22 protein-coding genes and 5 tRNA genes are annotated in these 21653 nt (G+C 71.2%); 21 read left to right on the top strand and 6 right to left on the bottom strand.

Features of this window, described 5'->3' with window-relative positions; all coding sequences use genetic code 11:
* Positions 1-8 precede the first annotated feature (8 nt).
* From ACFYXM_RS09785 to ACFYXM_RS09750, 8 genes are all read left to right on the top strand, one after another.
* The gene (locus ACFYXM_RS09785) at positions 9-785 is read left to right on the top strand and encodes a fumarylacetoacetate hydrolase family protein (RefSeq protein ID WP_389288451.1); all 777 of its coding nucleotides are present in this window, start codon (positions 9-11) and stop codon (positions 783-785) included.
* A complete protein-coding gene (gene gltX, locus ACFYXM_RS09780) occupies positions 778-2250 on the top strand; it encodes a glutamate--tRNA ligase (protein WP_389288450.1) in 1473 nt (490 codons plus the stop codon). The genes ACFYXM_RS09785 and gltX overlap by 8 nt, the downstream gene beginning before the upstream one ends.
* Positions 2251-2586: 336 nt before the next feature.
* The gene (locus ACFYXM_RS09775) at positions 2587-3306 is read left to right on the top strand and encodes an HAD family hydrolase (protein WP_389288449.1); all 720 of its coding nucleotides are present in this window, start codon (positions 2587-2589) and stop codon (positions 3304-3306) included.
* An 87-nt stretch (positions 3307-3393) separates the two neighbouring features.
* A tRNA-Gln gene (locus ACFYXM_RS09770) sits at positions 3394-3465 on the top strand.
* Positions 3466-3491: 26 nt separating this feature from the next.
* Positions 3492-3564, top strand: a tRNA-Glu gene (locus ACFYXM_RS09765).
* 61 nt (positions 3565-3625) lie between these two features.
* Positions 3626-3698, top strand: a tRNA-Glu gene (locus ACFYXM_RS09760).
* Between the two features lie 12 nt (positions 3699-3710).
* A tRNA-Gln gene (locus ACFYXM_RS09755) sits at positions 3711-3782 on the top strand.
* Between the two features lie 26 nt (positions 3783-3808).
* A tRNA-Glu gene (locus tag ACFYXM_RS09750) sits at positions 3809-3881 on the top strand.
* 270 nt (positions 3882-4151) lie between these two features.
* Here the strand turns inward: ACFYXM_RS09750 and ndgR are convergent.
* The gene (gene ndgR / locus ACFYXM_RS09745; RefSeq protein ID WP_073784801.1) at positions 4152-4868 is read right to left on the bottom strand and encodes an IclR family transcriptional regulator NdgR; all 717 of its coding nucleotides are present in this window, start codon (positions 4866-4868) and stop codon (positions 4152-4154) included.
* Between the two features lie 174 nt (positions 4869-5042).
* Here ndgR and leuC point away from each other — a divergent pair, with 174 nt between their 5' ends.
* The 4 genes from leuC to ACFYXM_RS09725 all read left to right on the top strand — a co-directional run bounded on the left by leuC (position 5043) and on the right by ACFYXM_RS09725 (position 8180).
* Positions 5043-6473, top strand: a complete 1431-nt coding sequence (gene leuC / locus ACFYXM_RS09740; protein ID WP_389288448.1) for a 3-isopropylmalate dehydratase large subunit — start codon at positions 5043-5045, stop codon at positions 6471-6473.
* Between the two features lie 5 nt (positions 6474-6478).
* Positions 6479-7072, top strand: a complete 594-nt coding sequence (gene leuD / locus ACFYXM_RS09735) for a 3-isopropylmalate dehydratase small subunit (protein ID WP_389288447.1) — start codon at positions 6479-6481, stop codon at positions 7070-7072.
* Between the two features lie 104 nt (positions 7073-7176).
* Positions 7177-7404 (top strand): hypothetical protein, encoded by a 228-nt coding sequence (locus ACFYXM_RS09730; protein ID WP_073784807.1) that lies wholly within the window; start codon positions 7177-7179, stop codon positions 7402-7404.
* Between the two features lie 143 nt (positions 7405-7547).
* The gene (locus ACFYXM_RS09725) at positions 7548-8180 is read left to right on the top strand and encodes an HU family DNA-binding protein (protein WP_389288446.1); all 633 of its coding nucleotides are present in this window, start codon (positions 7548-7550) and stop codon (positions 8178-8180) included.
* A gap of 146 nt (positions 8181-8326) precedes the next feature.
* On the opposite strand, the gene ACFYXM_RS09720 is transcribed toward ACFYXM_RS09725, so the two are convergent.
* Positions 8327-8530, bottom strand: coding sequence for a hypothetical protein (locus tag ACFYXM_RS09720; RefSeq protein ID WP_389288445.1), 204 nt, complete (start codon positions 8528-8530; stop codon positions 8327-8329).
* A 10-nt stretch (positions 8531-8540) separates the two neighbouring features.
* Complete coding sequence (gene cofC / locus ACFYXM_RS09715) at positions 8541-9167, bottom strand: 2-phospho-L-lactate guanylyltransferase (RefSeq protein ID WP_389288444.1); 627 nt, start codon at positions 9165-9167, stop codon at positions 8541-8543.
* Positions 9168-9383: 216 nt separating this feature from the next.
* Here cofC and ACFYXM_RS09710 point away from each other — a divergent pair, with 216 nt between their 5' ends.
* The 3 genes from ACFYXM_RS09710 to ACFYXM_RS09700 all read left to right on the top strand — a co-directional run bounded on the left by ACFYXM_RS09710 (position 9384) and on the right by ACFYXM_RS09700 (position 12534).
* Positions 9384-10136, top strand: coding sequence for a lysophospholipid acyltransferase family protein (locus tag ACFYXM_RS09710; protein ID WP_389288443.1), 753 nt, complete (start codon positions 9384-9386; stop codon positions 10134-10136).
* The gene (locus ACFYXM_RS09705) at positions 10133-11143 is read left to right on the top strand and encodes an NAD(P)H-dependent glycerol-3-phosphate dehydrogenase (protein ID WP_389288442.1); all 1011 of its coding nucleotides are present in this window, start codon (positions 10133-10135) and stop codon (positions 11141-11143) included. Before ACFYXM_RS09710 ends, ACFYXM_RS09705 begins: the two co-directional genes overlap by 4 nt.
* 233 nt (positions 11144-11376) lie before the next feature.
* Entirely contained in the window at positions 11377-12534 is a 1158-nt protein-coding gene (locus tag ACFYXM_RS09700; RefSeq protein ID WP_389288441.1) for a D-alanine--D-alanine ligase family protein, read from the top strand.
* A gap of 160 nt (positions 12535-12694) precedes the next feature.
* Here ACFYXM_RS09700 and ACFYXM_RS09695 read toward each other — a convergent pair whose 3' ends face one another.
* Both ACFYXM_RS09695 and ACFYXM_RS09690 read right to left on the bottom strand, forming a co-directional pair.
* A complete protein-coding gene (locus ACFYXM_RS09695; RefSeq protein ID WP_389288440.1) occupies positions 12695-13180 on the bottom strand; it encodes a DUF3515 domain-containing protein in 486 nt (161 codons plus the stop codon).
* A gap of 20 nt (positions 13181-13200) precedes the next feature.
* Positions 13201-13434: an Lrp/AsnC family transcriptional regulator gene (locus ACFYXM_RS09690; RefSeq protein WP_389288439.1), complete on the bottom strand. Its 234-nt coding sequence runs from the start codon at positions 13432-13434 to the stop codon at positions 13201-13203.
* A gap of 323 nt (positions 13435-13757) precedes the next feature.
* On the opposite strand from ACFYXM_RS09690, the gene ACFYXM_RS09685 reads away from it, so the two are divergent.
* Positions 13758-14729, top strand: coding sequence for a thiamine-phosphate kinase (locus ACFYXM_RS09685; RefSeq protein WP_389288438.1), 972 nt, complete (start codon positions 13758-13760; stop codon positions 14727-14729).
* An 86-nt stretch (positions 14730-14815) separates the two neighbouring features.
* A complete protein-coding gene (gene thiD / locus ACFYXM_RS09680) occupies positions 14816-15652 on the top strand; it encodes a bifunctional hydroxymethylpyrimidine kinase/phosphomethylpyrimidine kinase (protein ID WP_389288556.1) in 837 nt (278 codons plus the stop codon).
* 122 nt (positions 15653-15774) lie between these two features.
* On the opposite strand, the gene rpmB is transcribed toward thiD, so the two are convergent.
* Entirely contained in the window at positions 15775-15960 is a 186-nt protein-coding gene (gene rpmB / locus ACFYXM_RS09675; protein ID WP_030928661.1) for a 50S ribosomal protein L28, read from the bottom strand.
* Between the two features lie 256 nt (positions 15961-16216).
* On the opposite strand from rpmB, the gene ACFYXM_RS09670 reads away from it, so the two are divergent.
* From ACFYXM_RS09670 to coaD, 4 genes are all read left to right on the top strand, one after another.
* Positions 16217-17839 (top strand): DAK2 domain-containing protein, encoded by a 1623-nt coding sequence (locus ACFYXM_RS09670; protein WP_389288437.1) that lies wholly within the window; start codon positions 16217-16219, stop codon positions 17837-17839.
* A gap of 182 nt (positions 17840-18021) precedes the next feature.
* Positions 18022-20328, top strand: a complete 2307-nt coding sequence (gene recG / locus ACFYXM_RS09665; RefSeq protein ID WP_389288436.1) for an ATP-dependent DNA helicase RecG — start codon at positions 18022-18024, stop codon at positions 20326-20328.
* Between the two features lie 157 nt (positions 20329-20485).
* Positions 20486-21070: a 16S rRNA (guanine(966)-N(2))-methyltransferase RsmD gene (gene rsmD, locus ACFYXM_RS09660; RefSeq protein WP_389288435.1), complete on the top strand. Its 585-nt coding sequence runs from the start codon at positions 20486-20488 to the stop codon at positions 21068-21070.
* A 26-nt stretch (positions 21071-21096) separates the two neighbouring features.
* Positions 21097-21576, top strand: a complete 480-nt coding sequence (coaD, locus tag ACFYXM_RS09655) for a pantetheine-phosphate adenylyltransferase (protein WP_386608159.1) — start codon at positions 21097-21099, stop codon at positions 21574-21576.
* Positions 21577-21653 lie beyond the last annotated feature (77 nt).

The following is a 21653-nucleotide window of genomic DNA, read 5'->3' as shown; positions in this document are numbered from 1 at the left end:
AGCATCCCGTGCGCATCGCCAGGTTCTCCATCGACGGCAATGTCGCCTTCGGCGCCGTCGAGGGCGAGGGTCCCGACGGGCTCGTCCTCGACATCATCAAGGGCATCCCGTACGCCGAGTTCGAGCTCTCCGGCACCAAGGTCCCGTTGAGCAAGGTCCGCCTCCTCCCGCCGGTGCTCCCCAACAAGGTCGTGGCCATCGGCCGCAACTACGCGGAGCACGCCAAGGAGCTCGGCAACGAGGTGCCGGACGTCCCCGTCGCCTTCTTCAAGCCCACCACCTCGGTGATCGGCTCCGGCGACGCCATCGAGTACCCCTCCTTCTCGAACGAGCTCCACCACGAGGCCGAACTGGCCGTGGTCATCGGCCGCATGTGCCGCGAAGTGCCGCGCGAGCGCGTGAAGGACGTCGTCTTCGGCTACACCTGCGCCAACGACGTCACCGCCCGCGACGCCCAGAAGCGCGAGAAGCAGTGGGCCCGGGCCAAGGGCTTCGACACCTCCTGCCCCCTCGGCCCCTGGGTGGAGACCGACCTCGACCCCCGCGATCTGACCATCCAGGCCACGGTCAACGGCGAGCAACGACAACTCGGCCGGACGAGCGACATGATCCGCTCGATCGAGGACCTGGTCGTCCACATCACGGAAGCGATGACGCTGCTTCCCGGCGACGTGATCCTCACCGGCACCCCCGCGGGGGTCGGCCCCCTCCATGTCGGCGACGAGGTCGCCGTCACCATCGAAGGCATCGGCACTCTCACCAACAAGGTGATCAAGCGTGGCTAACGCACCTGTACGCGTACGTTTCTGTCCCTCCCCGACCGGCAACCCCCACGTGGGCCTGGTCCGCACCGCACTGTTCAACTGGGCCTTCGCCCGGCACCACGGCGGCACCCTCGTCTTCCGTATCGAGGACACCGACGCCGCCCGCGACTCCGAGGAGTCCTACGACCAGCTCCTGGACTCGATGCGCTGGCTCGGCTTCGACTGGGACGAGGGCCCCGAGGTGGGCGGTCCGCACGCCCCGTACCGCCAGTCGCAGCGCATGGACCTCTACAAGGACGTCGCCGAGAAGCTCCTCGCGGGCGGCTACGCGTACCACTGCTACTGCACCACCGAGGAACTCGACGCCCGCCGCGACGCCGCCCGCGCCGCCGGCAAGCCGTCCGGCTACGACGGTCACTGCCGCGAGCTCACGGCCGAGCAGATCGCCACGTACGAGAACGAGGGCCGCACCTCCATCGTCCGTTTCCGGATGCCCGACGAGGCGCTCACCTTCACCGACCTCGTCCGAGGCGAGCTGACCTTCCAGCCGGACAACGTGCCGGACTACGGCATCGTCCGCGCCAACGGCGCCCCGCTCTACACGCTGGTCAACCCGGTCGACGACGCCCTGATGGAGATCACCCACGTCCTGCGCGGCGAGGACCTGCTCTCCTCCACCCCGCGCCAGATCGCCCTCTACAAGGCGCTCATCGAGCTGGGCATCGCCAAGGACATCCCCGCCTTCGGTCACCTCCCGTACGTCATGGGCGAGGGCAACAAGAAGCTCTCCAAGCGCGACCCGCAGGCGTCCCTCAACCTCTACCGCGAGCGCGGCTTCGTGCCGGAGGGACTGCTCAACTACCTCTCCCTGCTCGGCTGGTCGATCTCCGAGGACCGCGACATCTTCTCCGTCGAGGAGATGGTGGCCGCGTTCGACATCAAGGACGTCAACGCCAACCCGGCGCGCTTCGACCTGAAGAAGTGCGAGCACATCAACGCCGAGCACATCCGCAGGATGGACGTGAAGGCGTTCACCGAGGCGTGCGGCCCCTGGCTGAAGGCCCCGTTCGCCCCCTGGGCCCCGGAGTCCTTCGACGCGGATCGGTTCGCCGCGATCGCCCCGCACGCACAGACCCGTGTCACGGTCCTCTCCGACATCACGGCCAACGTCGACTTCCTCTTCCTGGACGCACCGGTGGAGGACGAGGCGTCCTGGAACAAGGCGATGAAGGAGGGCTCCGACGCCCTGCTCGTCACGGCCCGCGCCAACCTGATCGACGCCGAGTGGAACGCGGACGCGCTGAAGAACGCGATCCTCACCGCCGGTGAGGAGCACGGCCTGAAGCTCGGCAAGGCCCAGGCCCCGGTCCGTGTCGCGGTCACCGGCCGCACGATCGGCCTGCCGCTCTTCGAGTCCCTGGAGATCCTGGGCCGCGAGAAGACCATCGCCCGCATCGACGCCGCCCTGGCGAAGCTGTCCGCGTAGGCCCCGGCGTACGCCCGCAGGGGGCGGCACCCGGATCATCTCCGGGCGCCGCCCCCAGGCGTTTCCCGGCCGTGAGGCACCGCCGGGATCCTGCCGGTCGGCCGGGGCCCGGGAACGCCGCGTCGGAGGCGCCTCGTGGACGTCCGACCGGGGCTGGTGCCCGGCCCCCTCTCCGGGCGCGGTGAGGGCTCGTCACGCGGCGGCGTCCCGGCGGCCGACCGGGGAACGGAAGGACGCGGGCCGCGGCGCACGGCCGTCCGCGTGTCCCGTACCGACAGGCCCCCGGCATCGGGAAGTCCGGGACGGCGGGGCCCCGCCCGGGTTAAGTTCGGTGGCATGGTCATCCGAGCCGTGCTCTGGGACATCGACGACACGATCTTCGACTACAGCGGCGCCGACCGTGCCGGCATGCGCACGCACCTCGAACAGGAGGGCCTGCCCGACGGATACCGCTCCGTCGAGCAGGCCCTCGGCGCGTGGCGGGCGCTCGCCGATGCGCACTGGGCGCGGTTCGCGGCCGGGGAGACGGACTTCCCGGGGCAGCGCAGGGACCGGGTCCGGGAATTCCTCTCGCGGTCGCTGGACGACGCCGAGGCCGACGACTGGTTCGCTCGGCACGCGACCCACTACGAGGCCGCCTGGTCGCTCTTCCCGGACGTCCTGCCCGTCCTGGACCGGCTGGCCGGCCGGTTCCGGCACGCGGTGCTGTCGAACTCCAGCATCCACAACCAGGACCGGAAGCTGCGCGCGCTCGGCGTGCGGGACCGGTTCGAGGCCGTGGTGTGCGCCGTGGAGTTGGGCATCTCCAAACCCGAGCCCGGCGCCTTCCACGCCGCATGCGACGCGCTCGCGCTGGAGCCGGGGGAGGTCGCGTATATCGGGGACGAGCCGGACATCGACGCCCGCGGCGCGGCCGCCGCGGGGCTCATGGGGATCTGGCTGGACCGGGACGGACGCGGCGGACGGCCCGAACTCGTCCGTATCAGCGGGCTCGATCAGCTGCCCGGGCTGCTGGCGGGCGATACCCGTTTTGGAGCGCCGGACACCTTCGGGTAATGTTCTTCCTGCGCCGCCCGAGCGGGACGAAAGATCCGAACGGGAAGCGCAGCCGGAACAAAGGCCCTGCAAGGGGTTGCGTTCCAGTGGGCTATGGTGTAATTGGCAACACTACGGTTTCTGGTACCGTCATTCTAGGTTCGAGTCCTGGTAGCCCAGCGCAGAAATGCAAACGCAGGAAACAAGCCCCCGTTGTGTAGCGGCCTAGCACGCTGCCCTCTCACGGCAGTAGCGCCGGTTCGAATCCGGTCGGGGGTACAGATCCTTCCCGCGAGATCGTCAGGGTAGCTCCCGTCGAACTCGATGCAGGATCGCTAGGGCCCCCGTTGTGTAGCGGCCTAGCACGCTGCCCTCTCACGGCAGTAGCGCCGGTTCGAATCCGGTCGGGGGTACTTGTATCACTGTGGGCTATGGTGTAATTGGCAACACTACGGTTTCTGGTACCGTCATTCTAGGTTCGAGTCCTGGTAGCCCAGCGCAGAAATGCAAACGCAAGAAGCAAGCCCCCGTTGTGTAGCGGCCTAGCACGCTGCCCTCTCACGGCAGTAGCGCCGGTTCGAATCCGGTCGGGGGTACAACAGCAGGACGGACAAGGGTCCTTCACTTCGGTGAGGGGCCCTTTTGCGTATGGGCGGGGCGAGTTGGGGACTCGTGCTGGTTGCGGCTCAGCGTGTTCCTGGTGCGGTGTGTCGCGCCGTCATATCCGTGGCCCGCACGGGGACTTGGCATCGGCGAGGATTTGGAAGGGGGCCGCCACGACGCTGGGGCGGCCGGGGGAGAAGGTCACGCGTCGTACGGGGACGCGTGCGCGACGGAATGTGCGGGGGAGGGGGTCGCGGTCGCCGTCAGCCGTTCCGGCGCAGGGCCTCGCTGAGTCGCGCCGCCGAGTCGATGACCGCCTGGGCGTGCATCCGGCCCGGGTGGCGGGTCAGCCGCTCAATGGGTCCGGAGACCGAGACGGCGGCGACCACGCGGTTGGAGGGGCCGCGCACCGGCGCCGAGACCGAGGCCACGCCCGGCTCGCGCTCACCGATCGACTGGGCCCAGCCCCTGCGCCGCACGCCCGAGAGCGCCGTCGCCGTGAAGCGGGCCCCCTGGAGGCCGCGGTGCAGGCGCTCCGGCTCCTCCCAGGCCAGCAGGATCTGGGCCGACGAGCCGGCCTTCATGGTGAGCGTGGAGCCGACCGGCACGGTGTCCCGCAGACCGGACAGCCGCTCCGCCGCCGCCACGCAGATCCGCATGTCGCCCTGGCGCCGGTAGAGCTGCGCGCTCTCGCCCGTGATGTCACGCAGATGCGTGAGCACCGGCCCGGCCGTCGCCAGCAGGCGGTCCTCGCCCGCCGCCGCGGCCAGCTCCGCCAGCCGGGGGCCGAGGATGAAACGGCCCTGCATGTCCCTCGCCACCAGACGGTGGTGTTCCAGTGCCACGGCGAGTCGATGGGCCGTGGGTCGTGCGAGCCCGGTCGCCGCGACCAGCCCGGCGAGGGTGGCCGGGCCGGACTCCAGGGCGCTCAGGACCAGAGCCGCCTTGTCGAGAACGCCGACGCCGCTAGAGTTGTCCATACGACGATACTCCCGTCTCACTCTGTGAAACGCAAGTTCAATTTTCGGCGGAAGTTGCCAACCTGGAAGGGCGGCCGCACAACGGCCCGCGGCCACCGCCCCGCTCGGGGGTCCGGACGGTGGCGCACCACATCTCTAGTTGGGCCGGCGAAGACGCCGGCCGGAGGGAAAGCGATGGGTAGGACACTCGCGGAGAAGGTCTGGGACGACCACGTCGTCCGGCGCGCCGAGGGCGAGCCCGACCTCCTCTTCATCGATCTGCACCTGCTGCACGAGGTCACCAGCCCTCAGGCGTTCGACGGCCTCCGCCAGGCCGGCCGCCGGGTGCGGCGTCTCGACCTCACCATCGCCACCGAGGATCACAACACTCCGACCCTCGACATCGACAAGCCGATCGCCGACCCGGTCTCCCGTGCCCAGCTGGAGACCCTGCGCAAGAACTGCGCGGAGTTCGGGGTGCGGCTGCACCCGCTGGGCGACGTCGAGCAGGGCGTCGTGCACGTGGTCGGCCCCCAGCTGGGCCTGACCCAGCCCGGCACGACGGTCGTGTGCGGCGACTCCCACACCTCCACGCACGGCGCTTTCGGCGCGCTGGCGTTCGGCATCGGCACCAGCCAGGTCGAGCACGTCCTGGCCACCCAGACGCTGCCGATGGCCCGCCCGAAGACCATGGCGATCACCGTCGACGGCGAACTGCCCGAGGGCGTCACCGCCAAGGACCTGATCCTCGCGATCATCGCCCGGATCGGCACCGGTGGCGGCCAGGGCTACATCATCGAGTACCGCGGCTCCGCCATCGAGAAGCTCTCGATGGAGGCCCGGATGACCGTCTGCAACATGTCGATCGAGGCCGGGGCCCGCGCCGGAATGATCGCCCCGGACGAGACCACCTTCGCCTATCTGAAGGGCCGCGACCACGCCCCGCAGGGCGAGGACTGGGACGCCGCCGTCGCGTACTGGAAGACGCTGCGCACCGACGACGACGCGGTCTTCGACGCCGAGGTTGTCATCGAGGCCGCCGAACTGGCGCCGTTCGTCACCTGGGGCACCAACCCCGGCCAGGGCGCGCCCCTGTCGGCCAGCGTCCCCGACCCGGCTTCGTACGAGGACGCATCGGAGCGGCTCGCCGCCGAAAAGGCCCTGGAATACATGGGGTTGACCGCCGGGCAGCCGCTGCGCGACATCGACGTGGACACCGTCTTCGTCGGTTCCTGCACCAACGGCCGGATCGAGGACCTGCGGGGCGCGGCCGCCGTCCTGGGTGGCCGCAAAGTCGCCGACGGCGTACGGATGCTGGTCGTCCCGGGCTCCGTACGCGTCGCCCTCCAGGCCGTCGAGGAGGGCCTGGACAAGGTCTTCACCGCCGCGGGCGCCGAGTGGCGGCACGCCGGCTGCTCGATGTGTCTCGGCATGAACCCCGACCAGCTGGCCCCCGGCGAGCGCTCCGCCTCCACCTCGAACCGCAACTTCGAGGGCCGGCAGGGCAAGGGCGGCCGTACGCACCTGGTCTCCCCGCAGGTCGCCGCCGCCACCGCCGTGCTGGGTCACCTGGCCTCGCCCGCCGACCTGTCCGACGCCGACGTCCGTACGCCCGCTGGAGTCTGAGAAACATGGAAGCCTTCACCACGCACACCGGCCGGGCCGTCCCGCTGCGCCGCAGCAACGTCGACACCGACCAGATCATCCCCGCCCACTGGCTGAAGAAGGTCACCCGCGACGGCTTCGAGGACGGGCTCTTCGAGGCATGGCGCAAGGACGCCGATTTCGTCCTCAACCGCCCGGAGCGCGACGGCGCGACGGTCCTGGTGGCCGGTCCCGACTTCGGCACCGGTTCGTCCCGCGAACACGCCGTGTGGGCGCTGCAGAACTACGGTTTCAAGGCCGTCATCTCCTCCAGGTTCGCCGACATCTTCCGCGGCAACTCGCTGAAGAACGGCCTGCTGACCGTCGTGCTCGACCAGGGCACCGTCGACCGGATCTGGGCGCTGACCGAGGCCGACCCGACGGCCGCGATCACCGTCGACCTGGAGGCCCGGCAGGTCCGCGCCGAGGGCATCACGGCGGACTTCGAACTCGACGAGAACGCCCGCTGGCGTCTGCTGAACGGGCTGGACGACATCAGCCTCACCCTTCAGAACGAAGCGGACATCGCGGCGTACGAGGCGGCCAGGCCGGCCTTCAAACCACGTACGCTCAAGGTCTGAGCAGGACGTTTCCATGACTGCGCCCTCTGCCTCCCGGCAGGGGGCGCAGTCGCTTGTTGAGACCCCATCGGGCGACAACTCGCCTCAGATGGCACAATCGGTGCATGGAACGCGACAGCCAACTCGAGCTTTACGGCCAAGTCGCCGACCGTTTGAAGGAAGCGCACACAAGAGTGCGCGCACTGCAAGTCCCGGAGGGCGTACGGATGGCGCTGTCCCGGAAGCTGTTGGTCATCACGGCCGCGGCTAAGCACGATCTCCCGGATGCGGCAAGGCGTCTGGACCGGTTGATGAAGGACCTCGACGAGGGCCGACTCCCCGAAGGTGAGTGACTCTGCGGAACGATGCAGCGGTCGACTTCGTTGCGGCACTAGGGTGATTAGCCCGTTTCGTGTTTGATTTGCGGTATATATCTGCCTAACGTGCGAAAACGCTTGAACACTTTCGTTCTGGCAATGTCTCCGAAGGGGAAGACGTGAACAAGGCGCAGCTCGTAGAAGCGATTGCCGACAAGCTCGGCGGCCGTCAGCAGGCCGCGGACGCCGTCGACGCGGTGCTCGACGCGATCGTCCGTGCGGTCGTCGCGGGGGACCGGGTCTCGGTCACCGGCTTCGGCTCGTTCGAGAAGGTCGACCGCCCGGCCCGTTACGCCCGCAACCCGCAGACGGGCGAGCGGGTGCGGGTCAAGAAGACCTCGGTGCCGCGCTTCCGCGCGGGCCAGGGTTTCAAGGACCTGGTGAGCGGCTCGAAGAAGCTTCCCAAGCATGACGTGGCCGTGAAGAAGGCGCCCAAGGGCAGCCTCACGGGCGGTGTTTCCGCCCGTACGACTGCCAAGGCCGCGGCCAAGAAGGCCGTGGCGAAGAAGGCTGTGGCGAAGAAGGCAGTGGCCAAGAAGACCGCCGCCGCCAAGAAGGCCGCCGCGAAGAAGACCACCGCGGCCAAGAAGACGACGACGGCGGCGAAGAAGACCACGGCGGCCGCGGCGAAGAAGACGGCGGCGGCCAAGAAGACCGCACCGGCCAAGAAGGCCGTGGCGAAGAAGGCGCCCGCGAAGAAGACCACCGCGCGGAAGACCACGGCGAAGAAGGCCACCGCTCGGAAGAAGTGAGGCCGAGCAGCGCAGGCCGCTCGTACGCGCCGGGCCGGGTTCCTTTCGGGGGAGCCCGGCCCGCGGCTGTCACGGGGTTCGCGGTCCCCGGGGAGCCCGCGGCCCGTCATGGAGTCCGCGGTGTGCCGCGGAGGGGCGGCGGCCGTTCAGAACGTCTGCAGGGTCACCAGTGTGATCCGCAGCTCCGCGCCCTCGCCGGTGCCCTCGATCCGCACCCGCTGCCCGGGGCGCAGCAGCCGCAGACCGCCCGCGTCGAAGGCCTGGGAGCCGAAATCCACCGGAGTGCCGTCGTCGAGGAGCACACTGCCGGTGCGGGTCTCGGGGTCGTACGTGTACGCGGTCGCCTGCATGGACGGCAGCCTATCGGTCCGCCGGTGCGGCGCCGGTGGCCCGGAATCCCGTCGTGTGCGGGCCGACGCCCAGGCCGAGGGCCGCGCGCAGATCCTCGCCGGTGTCCACGTCCTGGCGTACCGAATCGATGCCCGTCAGGCCGATTTCCACCGCGCCGGAGTCGAGATGCCGGGCCCGGGAGGGGCCGCCGAAAAGTGGACGCAATTCCGCCCCGGGTGCGGCAGAAAGGAATGTCGTTCCGATTCCCGCAGCATCCGTGACAAATGTGCGGGGAAATGCTGCGGCGAATTCGAGTACCCGGGACAATTCGGCGGGACGGAGCGCGGGGAGGTCCGCGCCCAGCGCGGCGAGGGGCGCCACGGGACGCCGGGACCGTACCGTCCGCGCACCGTGCGCCAGGGCCGCGTTGAGCCCCCGGCCCGGTTCGTCGGGCACGACGTCCGCGCCGAGCGCCGCGAGCGCCGCACCGGCCCCGGGGTCGTCCGTGACGACGACCACATCCCGTACCGACGGGCAGGACAGGGCGGCGGCCACCGTGTCCCGGGCGAACGCGAGGGCCAGTCGCGGGCGCAGCGCGTCGCCGGTCGTGGGCGTGAGTCTGCTCTTGGCCAGGGCCAAGGGCTTCAACGGGACCACCAGGGTCCAGGAACCGGTCGGGCCGGCCGGGTCGGTGTTCGTGGCGATCTCCCCCCTCGCTGCGCGTCGCCGCCTATTCTCGCCTGCCGGCGCGAGAACCCGAGGAGTCGGTCCGGAAAGCGGGGCGTACGGTGTTCTCGACAGAGCAGGGGCCTGGGGCGAGACTTGACCGTCAGTAGCCAGGCAGAGTTCAGGTCCTTACAGGAAGGTGTCCGAGTGTCCCGCCACAGAATCGGCTTCTGGTACCGCCTGGCGGCGGTCATCGCGAAACCGCCGCTGGTGGTTCTGTTCAAGCGTGACTGGCGGGGAATGGAGCACATTCCGGCCGATGGCGGATTCATCACCGCGATCAATCACAATTCGTATCTGGACCCGCTCTCCTACGCCCATTTCCAGTACAACACCGGACGTGTGCCGCGTCTTCTCGCCAAGGCGGGCCTCTTCAAGACCCCCTTCGTCGGGATGATGCTGCGCGGCACCGGGCAGATCCCCGTGTACCGCGAGACGACCAATGCGCTGGACGCCTTCCGCGCCGCCGTCGACGCCATCGGACGCGGCGAGTGCGTCGCCTTCTACCCGGAGGGCACCCTCACCCGGGATCCCGACATGTGGCCGATGGCCGGCAAAACCGGTGCGGCCCGCGTGGCGTTGCTCACGAAGGCCCCGGTCGTCCCGGTCGCGCAGTGGGGCGCCAATCTGGCGATGCCGCCGTACGCCAAGGAGAAGAAGCTGCGGCTCTTCCCCCGCAAAACGCTCCGGGTGCAGGCCGGGCCGCCCGTCGACCTCACCCGGTTCTACGACAAGGAGCCGACGCCCGAGGTCCTGCGCGAGGCCACCGAGGCCATCATGGCCGCGGTGACCGAGCAGCTGGAGATCGTGCGGGGCGAGAAGGCCCCCGCGCAGCCGTACGACCACCGCACGGCCCGTGAGGAACAGCGCCGCAAGGCCGAAGGGAAGGGACCCAAGTGACGCACCCCGTAAAGGCGGCCGTCTTCGGAACCGGCTCATGGGGTACGGCCTTCGGCATGGTGCTCGCCGACGCCGGCTGCCAGGTCACCCTCTGGGGCCGCCGTGCTGAGGTCGCCGAGGCAGTCAACACGACCCGTACCAACCCGTACTACCTGCCAGGGATCGAACTCCCCGCGTCGGTCCGGGCCACCACGGATGCCGTCGAGGCGCTGGACGGCGCCGACTTCGCCGTGCTCGTCGTGCCCTCGCAGACCCTGCGCGCCAACCTCGCCGACTGGACCCCGCACCTCGGTTCCGACACCGTCCTCGTCTCGCTGATGAAGGGCGTCGAACTCGGCACCGCGAAGCGGATGAGCGAGGTGATCGAGGACGTGACCAAGGTCTCCGCCGAGCGCATCGCCGTCGTCACCGGTCCCAACCTCGCCAAGGAGGTCGCCGAACGCCGTCCGACCACGGCGGTCGTCGCCTGCCGGGACGAGTCCGTGGCCTGCCGCCTCCAGGCCGCCTGCCACACCTCCTACTTCCGTCCGTACACCAACACCGATGTCGTCGGCTGCGAACTCGGCGGCGCGGTCAAGAACGTCATCGGTCTCGCCGTCGGCATCGCGGACGGCATGGGGCTCGGCGACAACGCCAAGGGCTCGCTGATCACGCGGGGGCTCGCCGAGACGACCCGGCTCGGCCTGGCCATGGGGGCCGACCCGCTCACCTTCTCCGGGCTCGCGGGCCTCGGCGACCTGGTGGCGACCTGCTCCTCGCCGCTCTCGCGCAACCACACCTTCGGCACCAACCTCGGCCGGGGCATGACCCTCCAGGAGACGATCGCGGTCACCAAGCAGACCGCCGAGGGCGTCAAGTCCTGTGAATCGGTGCTGGATCTGGGGCGCAGGTACGACGTCGACATGCCGATCACCGAGACGGTCGTCGACATCGTCCACGGGGGCAAGCCGCCGGTGGTCGCGCTGCGCGAGCTGATGGCGCGCAGCGCGAAGCCCGAGCGGCGCTGAGACCGGGGCGGCCCGAGTCCCGCACGGTGCCGGTCCCGCTCGGCGCCGTGGGCCGGGAGGCGCCGACGACGTGTACGGCGTGGGCGGCGCGCAGGTATGGGCAGCCGGGAGCGGGGCGCGCCGGGCGGCGGGTTCCGGGGCGCGCGGTGGCGGTGAAGGGCGTCCGCCGCCACCGCTCCGACGGCCCCGGCCGCGCTGACGCGCGTGGTACCAGCAGGTACGCTCAACGCGATATGAGCAGCGAGAACCTCACCCAGAGCCCGGAGCGGCAGCTCCGTAAGCCGCGCGTGGCCGTCGTGTTCGGCGGCCGCAGCTCCGAACACGGCATCTCGGTCGTCACGGCCGGCGCCGTCCTGAGCGCCATCGACCGGACCAAGTACGACGTCCTGCCGATCGGCATCACGACCGACGGCCGCTGGGCGCTCACCGCCGACGAACCCGAACGCATGGCCATCGCGGACCGCAGGATGCCGGACGTGGCCGAACTGGCCGAGTCCACCGAGGGCGGCGTGGTGCTCTCCGTCGACCCCGGCAGCCGTGAAGTGACGTACAGCGAGCCCGGCTCGGTGCCCAAGGCGCTGGGCGAGGTCGACGTCGTCTTCCCCGTGCTGCACGGCCCGTACGGAGAGGACGGCACCCTCCAGGGGCTGCTGGAGCTCTCCGGTGTGCCGTACGTCGGCGCGGGGGTGCTTGCCTCGGCGGTCGGTCAGGACAAGGAGTACATGAAGCGGGTCTTCACCTCGTTCGGGCTGCCGGTCGGCCCGTACCTCGTGGTGCGCCCCCGCGAGTGGGACGCGGACCCGTCCGCCGTCCGCAAGCGCATCGTGGACTTCGCCGGGGACCACGGCTGGCCGCTGTTCGTGAAGCCCTCCCGGGCCGGTTCGTCCTTCGGCATCACCAAGGTCGACGATCTGTCCGGGCTCGACGAGGCGATCGAGGAGGCCCGCCGCCACGACCCGAAGTTCCTGGTCGAGTCGCTGCTGCGGGGCCGCGAGATCGAGTGCGGGGTGCTGGAGTTCGAGGACGGGCCGCGCGCCAGCGTGCCCGCCGAGATCCCGCCGGTGACCTCTCACGACTTCTACGACTTCGAGGCCAAGTACATCGATTCGGCCTCCGGGATCGTGCCCGCCCCGCTCACCGAGGAGCAGACCGCCGAGGTCCAGCGCCTGGCGATCGAGGCGTTCGAGGCCGTGTCCTGCGAGGGCCTGGTGCGCGCCGACTTCTTCCTCACCGAGGACGGCGACTTCGTGATCAACGAGATCAACACCCTGCCCGGCTTCACCCCGATCTCCATGTACCCGCGGATGTGGCAGGAGAGCGGTGTGAGCTACCCGGAGCTGGTGGACCGGCTGATCGGGGCAGCGCTGAACCGGCCGACCGGCCTGCGCTGAGACGGGGCCGTCCACGTGCGGTGCGTGTGCCGTCCGCGCGGGGCGTGCGCGCCGTACCGCAGGGCGTGTGTTCCACGGACGGCGCCCGCGCCCTGCGGCACACGTACCCGCGCACGCCCCTGTACGGCACCACGGAGCGCGTGACACCCCGCCGCCGGGGTCACAGGGCGGCGGGCACCGTCTTCAGCACGGCCGGGCCGAACGCGGCCAGCGGGCTCGCGTCATGGGCGTACGCCTCGGAGAGCCGCACCTCGACGTACGCCTTGCGGTAGGTGGTCGTGAACAGCGGGCCGCCGTCGTCCGGCTGTTCCAGCATCCAGTCGACGCCGTTCGCCTCGATGGCCTTGGCCGAGGGGTCGTCCATCTTCGCGGGCCGGGGGACGCCGCAGCGCAGTACGATCGCTCCGTCCCCCCACTGGGCGGTCAGTTCGGACTTCGTCGCGGTGTCACCGCGGTCGAGTCCGGCGACGGTCTCCGGCAGCTCCTCGTGCAGCGCGCGGCAGTACGCCGCGGCTTCCGCGGACGGCGTGGGAATCGTGACCGACGGGGCCGCGTCCGAGGAACAGCCCACCGCGGCCAGCAGCAGCGCGGCGACGGACGGACCGAGGAGCACGGGATGGCCGAACCGGCGGCATGATGATGTCACCGGTCCAGCGTAGACGGGGACTACAGATGGACGACCGGGCAGGTCAGGGTTCTGGTGATGCCTTCCACCTGCTGGATCTTCGCGACCACCATGCGGCCGAGTTCGTCGACCGTGTCGGCCTGCGCGCGCACGATCACGTCGTAGGGGCCGGTGACGTCCTCCGCCCGGATCACTCCCGGAACACTGGAGATGGTCTCGGCGACGGTCGACGCCTTGCCCACCTCGGTCTGAATGAGGATGTACGCCTGTACCACGGAACCTCCAGGGCGGCCACGAGGATCATGTGGGGGAAAGGGACGCCACGGTATCGCGTCGCCGCGGGCCGCGGGGAGACCCGGGGGCCGGTTGCCGCCCACAGCGTGGCACGGGCACGGCTCGAGTTGACGTATGCCTTGACAGTACCGACAGCAATGACGGCCCGCGACCGCTGGCGCGGCGGTGCGGGAGGGGGTAGCGCGCGCCGACGGGAACCGGTGCAGACTGCTCCCTGCGGCGGCGGCCGGTCCACGAACCGGATCCCGGGCCGTCCAGGCGGCCCGGGCGACCGTCCGGCGCGACAGATGAGAGGTGGGACTCGGTGAAGGGAACCGTGGGCGAGTTGGGGGAGTTCGGGCTCATCAGGGAGTTGACGTCCCGGCTCACCACCACTCCGGCGGTACGGCTCGGCCCCGGCGACGACGCCGCGGTCGTCTCCGCTCCCGACCGCAGGGTCGTGGCCAGCACGGACATCCTGCTGGAGGGACGGCACTTCCGCCGTGACTGGTCGACGGCCTACGACGTCGGCCGCAAGGCCGCCGCGCAGAACCTCGCCGACATCGCCGCCATGGGCGCCGTGCCTACGGCGCTGCTGCTCGGCCTGGTGGTCCCGGCCGAACTCCCGGTCACCTGGGCCGCGGAGCTGATGGACGGCCTCCGCGACGAGTGCCAGGTCGCCGGAGCGGCCGTGGTCGGCGGGGACGTGGTGCGCGGCGACATGATCACCGTCTCGATCACCGCGCTCGGCGATCTGCGCAATCACGAACCGGTCACCCGGGCCGGGGCCCGGCCCGGCGACGTCGTCGCCGTGACCGGCTGGCTCGGCTGGTCCGCCGCCGGTTACGCCGTCCTCTCGCGCGGCTTCCGCTCGCCCCGCGCCTTCGTCGAGGCCCACCGGCGCCCCGAACCGCCGTACCACGCGGGCCCCGCCGCCGCCGGGCTCGGCGCCACCGCGATGACCGACGTGAGCGACGGACTGGTCGCCGACCTCGGGCACATCGCGGAGGCCAGCGGGGTCAGGATCGACATCCGCTCCGGCCTCATCGACATCCCCACGCAGATGTCCGACATCGGTCAGGCAGTCGGCGTGGACCCGCTCCAGTGGGTGCTGACCGGGGGAGAGGACCACGCGATCGTCGCCACGTTTCCGCCGGACGTGAAGCTGCCCGCCCGCTGGAAGGTGATCGGGGAGGTCCTCAACTCCTCGGCGCTGCCCCAGGTGACGGTCGACGGGGCGCCCTGGACCAGCAAGAGCGGCTGGGACCATTTCGGGGGCATAGAGGACGCCCGTTGATCCGGAGCGCCGAAGGCGCCGCCCGCCGTCGGGCATCGCCCCGCGGCAGGGGCGCGACGAGCGCCCAGTAGATTCGGCACATGCCCATGCCTGCCGCCACGCCTGCCGTCGTGTCCGCCGCCGAGCCCGTCACCGCACCCGCCCGCGTGCTCACCGTCGCCGGATCCGACTCCGGCGGCGGCGCGGGCATCCAGGCCGACCTGAAGACGATGATGGCGTTCGGCGTGCACGGAATGAGCGTGCTGACCGCCGTCACCGCGCAGAACTCCCTGGGGGTGCGGGGCGCCTGGGAACTGCCGGCCGAGGCGGTGCGCGCCCAGTACCGCGCCGTGGTGGACGACATCGGGGTGCGGGCGGTGAAGACGGGCATGCTGTCGTCGGCCGCGCTCGTGGAGGTGGTGGCCGGACTCCTCGCCGGCACGGACGCCCCCGCCGTCGTCGACCCGGTCGGCGTCTCCAAGCACGGAGATCCGCTGCTGGCCGCCGAAGCGCTCGACTCCGTACGCACGCGGCTGCTGCCGGTCGCCACGGTCGCCACCCCGAACCTGGACGAGGTGGCGCAGCTCACCGGGCTGACCGTCACGGACGAGACCGGGATGCGGCGGGCCGCCGACGCGGTCCTGGGCTTCGGGCCGCGGTGGGTCGTCATCAAGGGCGGCCATCTGCCGGGCGCCCCCGTCGACCTCCTCACCGACGGCGACCGGGAACACTGGCTGCGCGCACCCAGGCACGACAACCGCCATACCCACGGCACCGGCTGCACCTTCGCCTCGGCGATCGCCTGCGGGCTGGCCCTGGGACACGACGTGCCCACGGCGGCGCGGAACGCGAAGGACTACGTCACCGGGGCGATCGCGGCGGGCTTCCCGCTGGGCGCCGGGATCGGGCCCGTCGACCACGGCTGGAGGGCGCGCGGCGCGTGAGCGGTCCCGCGCGCCGTGAACGGCCCCGCGCCCGGCCGTGGCGCGAGCGCACAACAAAAAGCCGGTCCACCGAGATGGACCGGCTTTTCGGGCAACCGGAAGGCTGCGCTACGACGGGGACGTCAGCGCGCGACCTTGCCGGCCTTGATGCACGAGGTGCAGACGTTGAGCCGCTTCGGCGTCCGACCGACCACGGCACGCACGCGCTGGATGTTGGGGTTCCAGCGACGGGACGTACGGCGGTGCGAGTGCGAAATGTTGTTGCCGAAGCCCGGCCCCTTGCCGCAGACGTCGCAGTTGGCAGCCACGGGTCACTCCAAAGACTTCAGATGCACTTACAGTGAAATCCGGCGCGCCGGAATCATGTGACTGAAGTGGCGGTACCGGAGGAATGGCCCGATTCGCATCGGGCAACCGAAGCAGCATACAACGACCGCTTCGGCAGAACGAAACTACCATGGCTTCCGCCGCCCCGGTCCCGCCCGTCCCGGCCTGGGATCGCCGCGCGGGGACTACTCTGCGGTGCAGCCGACCCCCACCGGCCGATTCCGAGGAGGACCACAGGTGCCACAGCCCGCCGACGACATGGACGCCGTCGCGGTGCGCACCTGGTGCTCGCTGGCCCTGGAGGCGCTGGGCCGGGAGCGCGCGGCGATCGACGCGATCAACGTCTACCCGGTCGCCGACGGGGACACCGGCACCAACCTCTACCTGACCGCGGAGTCCGCGGTCCGGGCCGTCGAGGCCGTCTTCGACGCCCACGAGACCGGTGCGACCGTGCCCGCGACCGCCGACGCGGTACGGGCCATGGCGCACGGGGCACTGATCGGCGCCCGGGGGAACTCCGGCACGATCCTGGCCCAGCTGCTGCGCGGAATGGCCGGGGTGCTGGCCGACGGACACGACGCGCATCACCTGCGCCAGGCGCTGTCCGCCGCCGCCGTCGCCGCCCGGCGGGCCGTCGCCCACCCCGTCGAGGGCACCGTGCTCACCGTGGCCGACCGGGCCGCCGAGGCCGCCGCGCGCACGGCGGGCGCCGCCGGGACCGCGGCGGTGGCTCGGGCAGCGTACGAGGGGGCGCGAGCGGCCCTGGAGGCGACCCCCGGGCAACTCGCGGTGCTGGGCCGGGCCGGGGTCGTGGACGCCGGGGGCCGCGGCCTGGTGACGGTGCTCGGGGCACTCGTCGAGGCGGTCTCCGGGCGGGCGCCCGAACCCGCGTACGCAGCCGGGCCGGTGGCCCCGCTGCCCGTCGCGCCGGTGCCGGGGGACTGCGCGGCGGGCGGACCGGCATTCGAGGTCATCTACCTGCTTGAGGCGGACGACGACGCCGTGGACCGGCTGCGGGCGCGGCTCGACGGGCTCGGCGACTCGCTGGTGGTGGTCGGCGGCGACGGACTGTGGAACGTCCATGTGCACGTCGACGACGCGGGCGCGGCGGTGGAGGCGGGCGTCGAGGCCGGGCGCCCGTACCGCATCCGGATCACCCACTTCGGCGCGGACCGGGTGATTCCCCACGCCGAACCTGTGCAACGTGCCGTCGTCGTGGTGGTCCCCGGCGACGGGCTGCGCGGCCTGTGCGAGGAGGCCGGGGCGACGACGGTTCTGGCACGCCCGGGGGAGCCGCCCGCCAGCGGCGAGATCGTCGACGCGATCCGCCGGGCGCACGCCCGCGAGGTCGTCCTGCTGCCCAACGACGCCGAGTTGCGGCACACCGCCGCTGCCGCCGCCGAGCAGGCCCGCGCCGAGGGGGTCAGGGTCGCCCTGATCCCGACCCGGGCCGCCGTCCAGGGCGTCGCCGCCCTCGCCGTACACGAACCCGGCCGCAGCTTCGACGAGGACGTGGTGGCCATGACCGCGGCCGCCGGTGCCACCCGCTACGCCGAACTCGCCGTCGCCGAAAGGCAGTCGTGGACCATGGCGGGCATCTGCCAGACCGGCGACGTGCTGGGCCTGATCGACGGCGACGTCGCGGTCATCGGCCAGGACGTGCAGGAGACCGCCCGCGGCGTGCTCGACCGCATGCTGGCGGCGGGCGGCGAACTGGTCACCCTCGTCCTGGGCGAGGACGTCCCGGACAGCCTGGCCGACGCGCTGGAGGAACACGTGCGCGAGGGGCATCTGGCGGTCGACACGGTGGTGTACCGGGGCGGCCGGCAGAGCGCCCCGTTGCTGATCGGGGTGGAGTAGCCGCCCACCGCCGACCCGCCGGACGGTGCCGCTCGGTGAGCGTCCGTGCACGGGACGACGGACCACGGGCGGGGTGTTCCCGGACGCCCGGCCGCCGACGGAGGCACGGCCACTGCCCCGAGCAGCGGAATCGGACGTTCCGAGTGGTGCGCGTCCGGCATCTGTCAGTGGTGTGGTGTGCAATGGATCGCGTGTCTGCGTTCGATGAACCCCTCAGGAAGCTGCTCGGCGGAGCCACCGCGAAGGTGATGGCCGACCACCTCGACCTGCACACGGTCGGTGATCTGCTCCACCACTACCCGCGGCGGTACGAGGAGCGCGGCCGGCTCACGGCGCTGACCGACCTCCCGCTGGACGAGCACGTGACGGTGGTCGCCCAGGTCGCCGACGCCCGCGTGCTGACGTTCAACAACGGCCGCGGCAAGCGGCTCGAAGTGACCCTCACCGACGGGCACGGCCGTCTCCAGCTGGTCTTCTTCGGCCACGGGGTCCACAAGCCGCACAAGGAGCTGCTGCCGGGGCGGCGGGCCATGTTCGCGGGCAAGGTGTCCGTCTTCAACCGGAAGCTCCAGCTGGCCCATCCCACGTACCAGTTGCTGGACGTCCAGGACACCGACGAGGCCGCGGAGGCGGTGGACGCCTTCGCCGGGCGGCTGCTGCCGATCTACCCCGCCTGCAAGCAACTGGACTCGTGGCGGATCGCGAAGGCCGTCGACACCGTGCTGCCCAGCGCCCAGGAGGCCGTCGACCCGCTGCCGCCCGCGCTGCGCGAGGGCCGTGGATTCGCCTCGCTCCCGGAGGCGCTGCTGAAGATCCACCGTCCGCAGACCAAGGCGGACATCGCCCTCGCCCGGGACCGCCTGAAGTGGGACGAGGCGTTCGTCCTCCAGGTCGCGCTGGCCCGTCGCCGCTACACGGACACCCAGCTCCCGGCCGTGGCCCGCAGGCCCCGGTCCGGTGGGCTGCTCGACGCCTTCGACGCCAAGCTGCCCTTCACCCTCACCGAGGGCCAGCGGAAGGTATCCGCCGAGATCTTCGACGACCTGGCGACCGAGCACCCGATGCACCGGCTGCTCCAGGGAGAGGTGGGTTCGGGCAAGACCATGGTCGCGCTGCGCGCGATGCTGGGCGTCGTCGACGCGGGCGGGCAGGCCGCCATGCTGGCCCCCACCGAGGTGCTCGCCCAGCAGCACCACCGCTCCATCACCGAGATGATGGGGGAACTGGCCGGGAACTGGGGACTATGGCGCGAAGCGCCTCTTCAGGAGGGGCGCCGGTCGGGCGACGGGCGGGCGTCGGGCGGCTGCGAGCAGGGCACGAAGGTGGTGCTGCTCACCGGTTCCATGGGCGCGGCCGCCCGCCGCCAGGCCCTGCTGGACCTCGTCACCGGCGAGGCCGGGATCGTGATCGGCACCCATGCCCTGATCGAGGACAAGGTGAAGTTCCACGACCTGGGTCTGGTGGTCGTCGACGAACAGCACCGCTTCGGGGTGGAACAGCGCGACGCCCTGCGCTCCAAGGGCAAGCAGCCGCCGCACCTGCTGGTCATGACGGCCACCCCCATCCCCCGTACGGTCGCCATGACCGTCTTCGGCGACCTGGAGACCTCCGTGCTCGACCAGTTGCCGGCCGGCCGTTCGCCGATCGCCAGCCATGTCGTGCCCGCCAAGGACAAGCCGCACTTCCTCACTCGCGCCTGGGAGCGGGTCCGCGAGGAGGTGGAGAACGGCCACCAGGCGTACGTGGTCTGCCCCCGCATCGGGGACGACGCCGACGACGAGGCGCCGGCCGGGAAGGCGAAGCCCCGGAAGAAGGCGGCCGACGGCCCGGACGGGGCCGCGAACGGCCCAGGCGGAGGGGACGACGGCGAGAAGCGCCCGCCGCTCGCCGTCCTGGACATCGCCGAACAACTCGCCAAGGGCCCTCTGGTCGGTCTGCGCGTCGAGGTCCTGCACGGCAGGATGAACCCCGACGACAAGGACGAGGTGATGCGCCGGTTCGCCGCGGGGCAGGCCGACGTCCTCGTCGCCACCACCGTCATCGAGGTCGGGGTCAACGTCCCCAACGCCACCGTCATGGTGATCATGGACGCGGACCGGTTCGGCGTCTCCCAGCTGCACCAGCTGCGCGGCCGGGTCGGCCGCGGGTCGGCCGCCGGACTCTGTCTGCTGGTCACCGAGGCCCATGAGGCCAGTCCCGCCCGCGCCCGGCTCTCCGCGGTCGCGTCCACCCTCGACGGCTTCGAACTGTCCCGGATCGACCTGGAGCAGCGGCGCGAGGGCGATGTCCTCGGCCAGGCCCAGTCCGGCGTGCGCTCCTCCCTGCGGGTGCTCACCGTCATCGATGACGAGGAGGTCATCGCCGCCGCCCGGGAGGAGGCCACGACCGTCGTCGCCGCCGACCCCGAGCTGGAGCACCTGCCCGAGCTGCGGACCGCGCTGGACGCCCTGCTGGACAAGGAGCGCGAGCAGTACCTGGACAAGGGCTGAGGGGGACGAGCCCGACCGGGGGGCGGGAGAGCGGGGCCGAGGGACGAGGAGGCGGGCGAGCACGGGCGCGCGGCCCGATCCGTCGCGACGCCATATCGTGGGTGGCACGGCACCGCGGCACCCCGCGGACCACCCACGAACCGAGGACCAGACACCCATGACCCGCGTGATCGCCGGCGCGGCCGGCGGACGCCTCCTGGCCGTCCCGCCCGGCACCGGCACCCGCCCCACCTCCGACCGTGCGCGCGAGGGCCTCTTCTCCACCTGGGAATCCCTCCTGGGCGGTCTCGACGGCATCAGGGTCGCGGACCTGTACGCGGGGTCGGGCGCCGTCGGCCTGGAGGCGCTCTCCCGGGGCGCGGCCCACGCCCTGCTCGTCGAGGCCGACCCCAGGGCCGTCCGCGTCGTCCGGGACAACGTCCGCGCCCTCGGGCTGCCCGGTGCCGAGGTCCGCACCGGCAGGGCCGAGCAGATCGTCTCGGGCCCCCCGCCCGCGGTGCCGTACGACATCGTGTTCCTCGACCCGCCCTACGCCGTGACCGACGGCGACCTCTGCGAGATCCTGCTCACACTCCGTACTCAGGGGTGGCTCACGCCGGACGCACTCGTCACCGTGGAACGCAGCACCCGAGGCGGAGAATTCGGCTGGCCCGCGGGATTCGAGCCACTGCGGTCCCGTCGCTACGGCGAGGGCACGCTTTGGTACGGTCACGCCGCCTCTACGTGCGAAGACGCACGATGACCGCACCGGAGAGCGAGGGAACCACGTTGCGCCGCGCCGTCTGTCCGGGGTCGTTCGACCCCATCACCAACGGACATCTCGACATCATTGGCCGCGCCTCGAAGCTGTACGACGTCGTACACGTCGCGGTGATGATCAACAAATCCAAGCAGGGGCTGTTCACGGTCGACGAGCGCATCGACCTGATCCGCCAGGCCACCGCGGAGTTCGACAACGTCCAGGTCGAGTCCTTCCACGGCCTCCTGGTGGACTTCTGCAAGCAGCGCGACATCCCGGCGATCGTGAAGGGACTGCGCGCGGTCAGCGACTTCGACTACGAGCTGCAGATGGCCCAGATGAACATCGGTCTTTCCGGCGTCGAGACGCTCTTCGTGCCGACCAATCCCGCCTACAGTTTCCTGTCGTCCTCCCTGGTCAAGGAGGTGGCCGCCGGGGGCGGCGACGTCTCCCACCTGCTTCCCCCGGTGGTCCAGGAGGCGCTGGCCGAACGGTTGCGGTCCCGCTGATCGACCGACGGCCCGTCATCAGGTGTCGGGTGGGCGCCGACTGGCCGTACAGTCGTCCCGTCCGTCTCCAATCGGCT

The sequence above is a fragment of the Streptomyces sp. NPDC002476 genome (assembly GCF_042889785.1).
GTDB lineage: Bacteria > Actinomycetota > Actinomycetes > Streptomycetales > Streptomycetaceae > Streptomyces.
The sequence above is the reverse complement of the archived record's forward strand: the minus strand, read 5'-3'. Positions and strand labels throughout refer to the sequence as shown.